This is a genomic window from Piscinibacter sp., from assembly GCF_050175855.1.
Classification (GTDB): domain Bacteria; phylum Pseudomonadota; class Gammaproteobacteria; order Burkholderiales; family Burkholderiaceae_C; genus Piscinibacter.
In genome coordinates this window covers 1-9,511 of the sequence record NZ_JBFXIO010000191.1, presented here as the reverse complement: position 1 = coordinate 9,511, position 9,511 = coordinate 1, and the positions used below count along the sequence as shown (strand labels likewise).

Here is a 9,511-nt window from a genome sequence, read left to right as displayed (position 1 = left end):
CCTGGCCAGCTCGCCGGTCTCCGAGGTCGCCTTCCAGGCCGCCTGCGGCGGTGCCGCGCTGCCCACCGTGGGTGGCCTGACCACCGGCGCCAACCTCAGCGTCGCCGCCAACGGCGTCTACCCGACCACGCTGGCGCTCACCGGCGGGATCAGCTTCGAGCCCTGAGAAGCCGCTTGTGGACGTGACCGGGGCCCGCGCTTGCGCGGGCCTCGGCGCTTCAGGCGCGCTCGCGCGCCACCGCGGCCTCGATCTGCTCCTGCACCTTGCGGGCGCCGCGGATCACCAGCGTGGGCTCGAGCTCGGCCTGCGGTGCCACCTTGGCAGCCACCGCGTCGAGCGTGTCGGGGTCGCGCATCATCGCGTTGGCGATCGCCGAGATGGCGCAGATGGCGCGCCGCTGCACCTGCATCGGCAGCTGCAGCGTGGCGTTGACCATCACGTGGAAGCGCACGCTGTGCACCGCCGCCGGGGCCAGGCCCCAGGTCTCGCACAGCGCCGCGCCGAGCGCGTCATGGCTGACGCCGAACTCGTCGTGCTCGAGCAGCAGCAGGTCCTCGTCGTTCTCGGCGGCGCGCAGCAGCGGCTTGTAGCGCTGCGGCGCATGGCGGAACAGCACCGCCTTGCCGCACTCCTCGAACAGCCCCGCCGAGTGCGAGGCCCAGGGGTCGACGCCGATCGCCTGGCCGATGCGGCCCATCAGCAGGCCGCGCGCGCTGGCGCGCTCCCACACCGGGTCGAGCTCGGGCGCGGTCGGGAATACCGCCTTCAGGCCCATCTCGAAGGTGACTGCCGCCACCTCGCGGGTGCCCAGGTAGGTGATCGCCTGCTGCACGCTCTGCACGCGGCCCGACAACCCGTACAGCGAGGAATTGACGGCCTTGAGCACCGCCGCGGCCAGCGCCATGTCGGAAGTGACCAGCGCCGACAGCGCCTGCAGATTGACATCCTCGTCGGCCAGCAGCAGCGACAGCTTGACCAGCGCCTCCGGCTGGGCCGGCACATCGATGTTCAGGGATCGCAGTTTCGGGTCGACAGGCATGGCACGCTCGCAGGCTCGGGCTCCTGCAGGGATGCTAGGCGCGTGCCGCGCCGGCGATGCCCGGAACTGCGCGGCCTTGGCACCGCAATTCAGCGCACGAAGGCGTCCCAGCCGGTCTTGGCGATCAGCGCCGCCACCACCACGATGAAGGCCACGCGCACGAAGCCGGCGCCGTGGCGCAGCGCCAGCCGCGTGCCGATCAGGCTGCCGGCCACGTTGGCCACCGCCAGCACCGCAGCCACGTGCCACCACACATGGCCGCGGCCGGCCAGCAGCAGCAGCGCCGCCGCATTGGTGGCCGTGTTGAGCAGCTTGGCGCTGGCCGAGGCGTTGAGGAAGTCGAAGCCGAGCAGCCGCACGAACAGGAAGACGAAGAAGCTGCCGGTGCCCGGGCCGAAGAAGCCGTCGTAGAAGCCGATTGCGGCGCCGATGGCGCAGGCCAGCGCGGTCTGCGCCGCCCCGGCCAGGCGTGGCGCGTGGTGCCGGCCGAGGTCCTTGCGTGCCAGCGTGTAGGCCAGCACCGCCACGAGCACGAAGGGCAGCGCCTGGCGCAGCAGTTCGGGGCTGGCCAGCGTGAGCGCCCAGGCGCCGGCGAAGCTGCCCGCAAAGGCCGCGGCCGCGGCCGGCAGCATGGCGGCCCAGGGCATCTGCACGCGGCGCGAGAACTGCCAGGTGGCCCAGGCCGTGCCCCAGATGCCCGAGCCCTTGTTGGTGCCCAGCAGCGTGGCCGGAGCGGCGCCGGGATACATGCCGAACAGCGCCGGCACGAGGATCAACCCGCCGCCGCCGACGATGGCATCGACGCAGCCGGCGAACAGCGACGCCAGTGCGACGAGAGCCAGTTCGGTCATGAAAGTGGAAAGGGGCGCCGGGTGTTGGCCCGGCGCCCCTTGGATTGTGCATCGGCCGCTGTCGCGGCCTGGGTGCTGGCGCTGTCCGCATGACCGCGGCGCGCTTCCTCGTGTCTCCTCAGTCCCCCGCCCAGTCGGGCACCCGAGGGTGCCGCCGCGCAGTGGGCGAACTTTAGGGGGCGCCCACGGCGAGCCGCAGCAGGACTTACCCTGCCCCGAGCGCAGCGTGCTCCGGCTCGAGCGACGCCAGCCAGTCCAGCAGCAGCTGGTTGACTGCCGCCGGCTTCTCCATCGTCAGCATGTGGCCGCAGTCGGGCAGGAACGCCAGCCGCGAACCGGGAATCGACTCGGCCATCTCGCGCGAGCACTCCGGCGGCGTGACGTCGTCGTTCTCTCCGCAAACCACCAGCGTGGGGCAGGCGATCGAGCGCAGCGAAGGGCGCATGTCCGCCGCCGACATGATCGCGCGGTTCTGTCGTGCCAGCTGAGCGAACCCGGTGCGGCGAAGCATCGCGCGGTAGCGGTCGATCAGCGCTTCGTCGTCCCAGGCGCTGCGGTGGAACACGAACCACACGTTGGCCTCGAGCAGGTCGTCGCCATGCCCGGCGTCGAAGTGCGCCACGGCCTCGCTGCGCACGGCGCGGAGCTCGTCGGTGTCGGCGCGCGCCGTGCTGCCCAGCAGCGCCAGGGCGCGCACGCGACCCGGCGCCTGGCGCGCCGCTTCCAGCGCGATGCGCCCACCCATGGAGGCACCGATCAGCACCAGCTCGCCGGGCTGCTCCGCCAGCAGCAGCGAGGCCATTTCGGGCAGCGTCGGCGCGCGAGTGTGAACATCCGCAACACGCGGCGCATGGCGCGGCCCGAGCGCGCGCAGTTGCTCGCGCCACAGCTCGGCATCGCAGGCCAGGCCGGGCAGCAGCACGGTGGTGGGGTTCGCATGGCGTGACATGCCCGAAGTGTGCCGTGCAGCAGCACTCGGTTACCACGACTGACTCAGCCTGCGCACCCTGCACGACGAAAACCCGGGCACTACCGTGAAGGAGTTGCCGATGCACGCTTCCTGCTGCCACGCCGCCCGCCCCTCGTCGTTCGACGCCGCTGCCGCCAGCCGCGCGGCCGAGCGTGCCGCGCGCCCCGAGCGCTCTCTGCGGCATCGCGGCCACGACGAGGCCGACTCCGCCCCCGCGCGCCACACCGAGCGCAGCCACCCGCTGGTGGCTGCAATGACCGAGGCGCTGCGCAGCCTGATGCCCACCAACCAGCCCGCCAACCAGCCCGTCGAGCCCAGCCGCGAGCTGAAGGACAGCGCGCGCGCCTTCGCCCACGAACTGGCCGACGCGCTGCGCGGCAGCGGCGGGCACGGCCACGGCCTGCACGGCGCGCGCCGCGGCTACGACGATCTGGCGCAGCGCGTCGAACGCCTCGCTGGCGAGGTGAGCCGCCCCGCTGCCGCGATCGCGAACACATCCTCGACCACGCTCAGTGCCAATTTGAGCACGGCATCGATCGAGCTCAGCGTCGAGGGCGACCGCACCAGCGCCTCGCTGTCGATGACCACGATCGAGCTGCAGGTATCGCAGCAGACGGGCACCGCCGGTACGCCCGAGACCGCGACCGAATCACCCCTGCTGGCCGCCTTTCGCCGCCTGATGACTGCTCTGCAGCCCGCAGAGAGCGCCGCTGCGAGCGGCAGCGCCGATCAGCTCGGCAGCTTCCTGCGCCGGCTGGCCAGCGCGCTGCGCGGCGGCGAGGCCGCGAGCGAGGGCCCGTCCGGCTCGCTGATCAGCCTGGCAGCCTGAGGGCCGCGGACGCACCGGGCTCGGCCCGGTCCAGCCACCGGGCCGCTTCGGCTGGCGCCAGCGGCCGCGCGAACAGGTAGCCCTGCATCAGGCGGCAACCGGCCGCGCGCAGCGCCTCCGACTGCGCCGGCGACTCCACGCCTTCGGCGATCACGTCGAGATCCAGCGTGGTGGCGAGGTCGCAGATCGCCTTGACCACCGCGGTGGCGTCGGGCGCCGGCAGCGGCTCGACCAGGCTGCGATCGATCTTCACCGTGTGCAGCGGCAGGCTGCGCAGCATGTTCAGCGACGAGAAGCCGGTGCCGAAGTCGTCGAGCGCGACCTCGATGCCGTGTGCGCGCAGCCGCGCGATGCGCCCGCGCGCGTGATCCATGTGGGCGACCGCCACGCTCTCGGTGATCTCCAGGGACAGCAGCGCCGGCGGCACGCCGTGGCGGTCGAGCACGTGCAGCACCTCGTCGGCGAAGTCGGGGTCGAGCAGCTGCAGCGGCGAGACGTTCACCGCCACCGGCACGGCATGGCCGAAGTCGCGCCGCCACTGCGCCAGCTGCGCGCAGGCACGGTCGAGGATCAGCGTGCCGAGCGCGCGGACCATGCCGGTGCGCTCCGAGGCCGGCACGAACTCCAGCGGCGAGATGCGGCCGCGGCCGGGCGGATCCCAGCGCACCAGTGCCTCGAACCCGACCAGCCGCGGCGGCCGCGCGGCGCTGCGCACCTCCACCTTGGGCTGGTAGACGAGGCTGAACTCCTCGTTCTTCAGGCCGGCACGCAGGGCCTGCTCGGCCAGCAGCGTGACGCCCGAGCCGCGCTCGAAGCGCTCCTCGGCGAACTGCAGCGAGGTGCCGGGCACGCTCTTGGCCTCGTGCATCGCGGCGTTGGCGGCGCGCAGCAGGGCCTCGGCGCCGCGGCCGTGCACCGGGTGCAGCGCCACGCCCATCGAGGCGTCGAGGAAGAACTCGTGCCCCGGCAGCGCCAGCGGCACGGCCAGCAGGTCGCGCACGCGGCGGGCCAGCTCGTAGGCGGCGCGCTCGGGATCGTCGGCCGGCGCCAGCAGCGCGAACTCGTCCTCGCCCAGCCGCATGGTCTCGGCATGGCCCTGCTGGCTGCGCGCGAGCTGCACCGCCAGCGCGCGCAGCACCGCATCGCCGACCGACGGGCCATGGGCCTCGTTGAAGAGCTTGAAACGGTCGACGTCGAGCAGCAGCAGCGCAAAGCCGGCCTCGGCCGCACACAGCTCGCGCAGCCGCGCCAGCAGCGCGCTGCGGTTGGGCAGGCCGGTCAGCTCATCGTGGGTGGCCTGGTGCAGCAGCGCGGCGGTGGCGTCGTGCTCGGCCGTCTCGTCGCTGACCACCACCTGCTCGGCGGGCTCGCCGTCCCAGTCGACGCGCCACGCCGAGAAGCGCAGCCGGATCGGCGTGCCGTCGAAGCGGTAGCGCAGGCCCGACCAGTCCTCGCGATCGGTCTCGCCGCAGAGCAGCCGGCGGTGGCGCTCGCGGCCGGCGGCCCGCTCGGCCTCGGGCATGGTGGCCTCGCGCCACAGCGTGCGCACCTCCTGCAGCGAGCCCAGGCCGTAGATGCGCAGCAGCGCCGGGTTGGCGTAGAGCATATGTTCGCCGCGGATCACCGCCACGCCCTGGTGCGAGTGCTCGGTCAGGCGCTCGAATCGCACCCGGGCCAGCTGCGAGGCCTCGGCGGAGCGGCGGCCGGCCGCGTGCAGCAGCGCCAGCGTCACGCCCAGCCGCAGCACCATGCCCATCACCAGCTGCCGCTCGGCAACTTCGGGCCCGACCACGAACACCTGCAGCGCGTTGAGCGCCAGCGCCACCAGCAGCACGCCCGACAGGCGCTCCGCCCCGCCGCGCGGCCACAGCCAGACCAGCGCGGCCGCGCCGAACAGCGCATTGAGCAGTGCGGGCGTCACCACCGCCTGCGGCGGGCCCAGCGGCAGCAGCGCCAGCGCGCCAATGACCAGCACCAGCGCCACGATGCGCTGCTCGCGCCGCGTCAGCGGCCGCTCGGCGAGGTAGCTCACGCCCATGAGGATCAGCCCGGCCGACAGCACGGCCACACCGACCAGCACGGCCAGCCCGCTCAGATGCACGGCCGGCTGCGCCGACTGCATCAGCGCGTAGGCCGGGGCCAGCGCCGCATGCAGCAGGAATGCCAGGCCCATCATGCGCAGGAAGGCCTGCTCGTGGTCGCGCCGCCACGCCAGCAACAGCGCGGCGCCGCAGCCGAGGCAGACGGCAGCGTTGGCGGCGTAGACCCAGTCGACGGTCACGGCGGGGCTGTCAGCGGCCGTCCTCGGCGATCCACTGCGCGGCGCGCTCGGCGATCATCAGCGTCGGCGAGTTGGTGTTGCCGCTGGTGATGGTGGGCATCACGCTGGCGTCGGCCACGCGCAGCCCGGACACGCCGTGCACCCGCAGCCGCGCATCGACCACCGCGGCGGGATCATCGGCCGGCCCCATCTTCGCCGTGCCCACCGGGTGGAAGATGGTCGTGCCGATGTCGCCGGCCAGGCGCGCCAGTTCCTCGTCGGTCTGGAACTGCACGCCGGGCTTGTATTCGCGCGGGCGGTACCTGGCCAGCGCCGGCTGGGCGACGATGCGCCGCGTCAGGCGCAGCGACTCGGCGGCGATGCGCCGGTCTTCGTCGGTGGAGAGGTAGTTGGGCGCGATGCTCGGCGCGTCGGCCGCGTCCGGCGTGCGGATGCGCACCGAGCCGCGGCTGGCCGGGTTGAGGTTGCACACGCTCGCGGTGAAGGCCGGGAAGCGGTGCAGCGGCTGACCGAAGGCGTCGAGCGACAGTGGCTGCACGTGGTACTCGAGGTTGGCATGCGGCTGGGCCGCGTCGCTCTTCGTGAACGCGCCCAGCTGCGAGGGCGCCATGCTCATCGGCCCGCTGCGCTTGAGCAGGTACTCCAGGCCGATGCGCGACTTGCCCCACCAGGAATTGGCCAGGGTGTTCAGCGTGGTCACGCCGTCGACCTGGAACACCGCGCGGATCTGAAGATGGTCCTGCAGGTTTTCGCCGACGCCGGCGAGCGCGTGCTCGACCGTGATGCCGTGCTGGCCGAGCAGCGCTGCGGGCCCGATGCCCGAGAGCTGCAGGATCTGCGGCGTGCCGATCGCGCCGGTGGCCAGGACCACCTCGCCGCCTTCCCGCAGCCGGGCCTGCATCGGCGCGCCACCGCCTTGCGGCACCACTTCGATGCCGACGGCGCGGCGCGAGCCGTCCCACGAACCCTGGCTGTCGCGGTGCGCGAGCAGCAGCCGGCGAACGTGCGCGCCGGTCCAGACCTGCAGGTTGTCGCGCTGCTGCACCGGGCGCAGGAAGGCCTTGGTGGCGTTCCAGCGCACGCCGGCGCGCTGGTTGACCTCGAAGTAGCCCACGCCTTCGTTGTCGCCGCGGTTGAAGTCGTCGCTCTCCGGGATGCCGGCCTGCTGCGCGGCCTGCGCAAAGGCGTCGAGGATCTCCCAGCGCAGCCGCTGCTTCTCCACCCGCCACTCGCCGCCCTGGCGCGCACCGCTGGGGTCGAAGCCCGGGGCGGCGTGGAAGGCGTCGGCGCCCTTGTGGAAGTCTTCGTGCCTGAGGAAGTAGGGCAGGCACTCGGCCCAGCTCCACCCCTCGTTGCCCAGCGCACCCCAGTGATCGTAGTCGCGTGCCTGGCCGCGCATGTAGATCATGCCGTTGATGCTGGAGCAGCCGCCCAGCACCTTGCCGCGCGGGTAGCGCAGCGAGCGGCCGTTCAGGCCGGGGTCGGGATCGGTGGCGTAGAGCCAGTCGGTGCGCGGGTTGCCGATGCAGTAGAGATAACCGACCGGGATGTGCACCCACAGGTAGTCGTCATTGCCGCCGGCCTCGACCAGCAGCACGCGCTTGGTCTTGTCCGCGCTGAGCCGGTTGGCCAGCAGGCAGCCGGCCGTGCCAGCGCCACAGACGATGTAGTCGTAGCGGTTCTCGCTCATCCCAGCCCTCGTGTCGTGGCCGCGATGATAGGAGCAGCGCCGCCCAGCTCAGCGCAGCGCGGCGGCGAGCACCGGGAACAGCTTGACCAGACCGTCGCTCATCACCTCGACCGCCAGCGCCGCCAGGATCAGGCCCATCAGTCGCGTCATCACGTTGATGCCGGTCTGCCCGAGCACGCGGGCGATGCGGCCGGACAGGCTGAACGCCGCCCACACCGCCAGGCCGATCACCACGCCGTAGCCGACCAGCACGCCGAGCTCCCACCAGTGGCGCGTCTTGTCGGCGTAGATGACCATGGTGGAGATGGTTGCCGGGCCGGTCAGCAGCGGAATGGTCAGCGGCACCACGGCGATGCTGTCGCCGGCATCGACCTTGCTGTCGCCGGCGGTGACGTCTTCCTTGCGGCCTTCGGCCGGCTGCGCATGGAGCATCTGCAGCGAGGAGATCAGCAGCAGCATGCCGCCGCCGACCTGGAACGAGGCCAGCGATATGCCGAAAAACTCGATGATCTTGATGCCTGCCAGGGCGCTCACCGCGATCACGCAGAACGCACTGAACGCGGACACCCGGATGGTGCGCGCGCGCTGCTCGCGGCTGAAACCCTGGGTGAAATGGATGAAGAAAGGGATAACCCCTATCGGATTGACGATGGCCAGCAGGGCGATCAGCGGCTTGAACAGGTCCATGCCCGGATCCTAGGCCCGGCGCGCCCTGGCGGCCGATCGCACGCTCAGGTCGCGCGTCAGCCCGAAAACAACACTTTCTCGCTTGACACGGTACGTACTTTTGCGCAGTTCACTTATATTCGTCAGCCTGTGCATGGACGCGGCGCCTTCGCTTGAATGGTTCACGATGGGTAGAAGCTCCACATGTTCTGCAGGTCTTTGAAAGGGGCTCTCCCATGGGCAACAAACTCTACGTCGGCAACCTCGCCTACTCCATCCGCGACGAGGACCTTCAACAGTCGTTCTCGCAGTTCGGCACCGTCACGTCCGCCAAGGTCATGATGGACCGCGAAACCGGCCGCTCGAAGGGCTTCGGTTTTGTCGAGATGGGCTCGGACGCCGAAGCGCAGTCGGCCATCAACGGCATGAACGGCCAGGCCCTGGCCGGCCGTGCGGTCGTCGTCAATGAGGCCCGTCCGCGCGAGGAGCGCCCGGGTGGCTTCGGCGGCGGCAGCCGCGGTGGATACGGCGGCGGTGGCGGCTACGGCGGTGGCGGCGGCCGCTCGGGCGGTGGTGGCTACGGCGGCGGTGGCGGTGGCGGCGGCTACGGTGGTGGCGGCGGTGGGCGCTCCGGTGGTGGCGGCTACGGCGGTGGCGGTGGCCGCTCGGGCGGTGGTGGCGGCTACGGCGGTGGTGGCGGCGGCCGCGGCGGCTACTGAGCCTTTGCCAGCTTCACACGACAAGACGGGCGCTTCGGCGCCCGTTTTCATTGGCAGCGGCGCAGCGCGCGTGCTTCAGGATCCCAGCTCGAACGAGAGCTTGGCGAAGGCCTCGCGCTCCCATTGCGCCGGCGCCGTGGGCGACGGCCGCGTGCTCTGCCGGCTCAAGCCCAGCGCGAAGCTGCGACCGGGCCCCACGCGGCGCATGAAGACCAGCGACGCGACGCGGCCGCGCTCGTCGGCAGGCGCCAGCGCCTCGCCGCTGCCGTAGCGAACGAAGCGCGTCGATTGCCAGACCGCGCGCAGCGAGTCGCGCGCATCGAAGTGCAGCACGCCCAGCCACTGCAGCGCCGTGTCGGCCAGGGCACGGCGGCCGTCCGGCGCGACGATGGCATTGCGTTCGAGGCGGTGCTCCGACTCCAGCCCCCATCGGCCCAGCGGCGCACGCAGGTTCAGCTCCACCAG

General features: G+C 72.0%; 8 protein-coding genes and 1 pseudogene. 2 read left to right on the top strand and 7 right to left on the bottom strand.

Annotated elements, in window-relative coordinates; genetic code table 11:
- Positions 1 to 218: 218 nt before the first annotated feature.
- From AB7U92_RS15005 to AB7U92_RS14995, 3 genes are all read right to left on the bottom strand, one after another.
- Positions 219 to 1,040 carry an HDOD domain-containing protein gene (locus tag AB7U92_RS15005; protein WP_428578339.1) on the bottom strand — a complete coding sequence of 274 codons (822 nt, stop codon included), beginning with the start codon at positions 1,038 to 1,040 and terminating at the stop codon, positions 219 to 221.
- Positions 1,041 to 1,129: 89 nt separating this feature from the next.
- Entirely contained in the window at positions 1,130 to 1,891 is a 762-nt protein-coding gene (locus AB7U92_RS15000; protein WP_428578336.1) for a sulfite exporter TauE/SafE family protein, read from the bottom strand.
- A 205-nt stretch (positions 1,892 to 2,096) separates the two neighbouring features.
- Positions 2,097 to 2,840 carry an alpha/beta fold hydrolase gene (locus AB7U92_RS14995; protein WP_428578333.1) on the bottom strand — a complete coding sequence of 248 codons (744 nt, stop codon included), beginning with the start codon at positions 2,838 to 2,840 and terminating at the stop codon, positions 2,097 to 2,099.
- Positions 2,841 to 2,940: 100 nt separating this feature from the next.
- Here AB7U92_RS14995 and AB7U92_RS14990 point away from each other — a divergent pair, with 100 nt between their 5' ends.
- Positions 2,941 to 3,690, top strand: coding sequence for a hypothetical protein (locus tag AB7U92_RS14990; protein WP_428578330.1), 750 nt, complete (start codon positions 2,941 to 2,943; stop codon positions 3,688 to 3,690).
- On the opposite strand, the gene AB7U92_RS14985 is transcribed toward AB7U92_RS14990, so the two are convergent.
- The 3 genes from AB7U92_RS14985 to AB7U92_RS14975 are packed head-to-tail and all read right to left on the bottom strand — an operon-like array spanning position 3,674 to position 8,348.
- On the bottom strand, positions 3,674 to 5,971 hold the full coding sequence (locus tag AB7U92_RS14985) for a putative bifunctional diguanylate cyclase/phosphodiesterase (protein ID WP_428578327.1): 2,298 nt from the start codon (positions 5,969 to 5,971) through the stop codon (positions 3,674 to 3,676). The genes AB7U92_RS14990 and AB7U92_RS14985 overlap by 17 nt on opposite strands.
- A gap of 10 nt (positions 5,972 to 5,981) precedes the next feature.
- Positions 5,982 to 7,661 (bottom strand): GMC family oxidoreductase, encoded by a 1,680-nt coding sequence (locus tag AB7U92_RS14980; protein ID WP_428578324.1) that lies wholly within the window; start codon positions 7,659 to 7,661, stop codon positions 5,982 to 5,984.
- Positions 7,662 to 7,709: 48 nt separating this feature from the next.
- Entirely contained in the window at positions 7,710 to 8,348 is a 639-nt protein-coding gene (locus tag AB7U92_RS14975) for a MarC family protein (protein ID WP_428578321.1), read from the bottom strand.
- Positions 8,349 to 8,563: 215 nt separating this feature from the next.
- Here AB7U92_RS14975 and AB7U92_RS14970 point away from each other — a divergent pair, with 215 nt between their 5' ends.
- Entirely contained in the window at positions 8,564 to 9,046 is a 483-nt protein-coding gene (locus AB7U92_RS14970) for an RNA recognition motif domain-containing protein (protein ID WP_428578318.1), read from the top strand.
- A 75-nt stretch (positions 9,047 to 9,121) separates the two neighbouring features.
- Here AB7U92_RS14970 and AB7U92_RS14965 read toward each other — a convergent pair.
- A pseudogene (locus tag AB7U92_RS14965) lies at positions 9,122 to 9,511 on the bottom strand (hypothetical protein); the annotation flags it as partial.

Excerpts from the sequence above, each read along its gene's own strand:
- AB7U92_RS15005 (WP_428578339.1), bottom strand. The coding sequence starts at position 1,040 with ATGCCTGTCGACCCGAAACTGCGATCCCTGAACATCGATGTGCCGGCC.
- AB7U92_RS15000 (WP_428578336.1), bottom strand. The coding sequence starts at position 1,891 with ATGACCGAACTGGCTCTCGTCGCACTGGCGTCGCTGTTCGCCGGCTGC.
- AB7U92_RS14995 (WP_428578333.1), bottom strand. The coding sequence starts at position 2,840 with ATGTCACGCCATGCGAACCCCACCACCGTGCTGCTGCCCGGCCTGGCC.
- AB7U92_RS14990 (WP_428578330.1), top strand. The coding sequence starts at position 2,941 with ATGCACGCTTCCTGCTGCCACGCCGCCCGCCCCTCGTCGTTCGACGCC.
- AB7U92_RS14980 (WP_428578324.1), bottom strand. The coding sequence starts at position 7,661 with ATGAGCGAGAACCGCTACGACTACATCGTCTGTGGCGCTGGCACGGCC.
- AB7U92_RS14975 (WP_428578321.1), bottom strand. The coding sequence starts at position 8,348 with ATGGACCTGTTCAAGCCGCTGATCGCCCTGCTGGCCATCGTCAATCCG.
- AB7U92_RS14970 (WP_428578318.1), top strand. The coding sequence starts at position 8,564 with ATGGGCAACAAACTCTACGTCGGCAACCTCGCCTACTCCATCCGCGAC.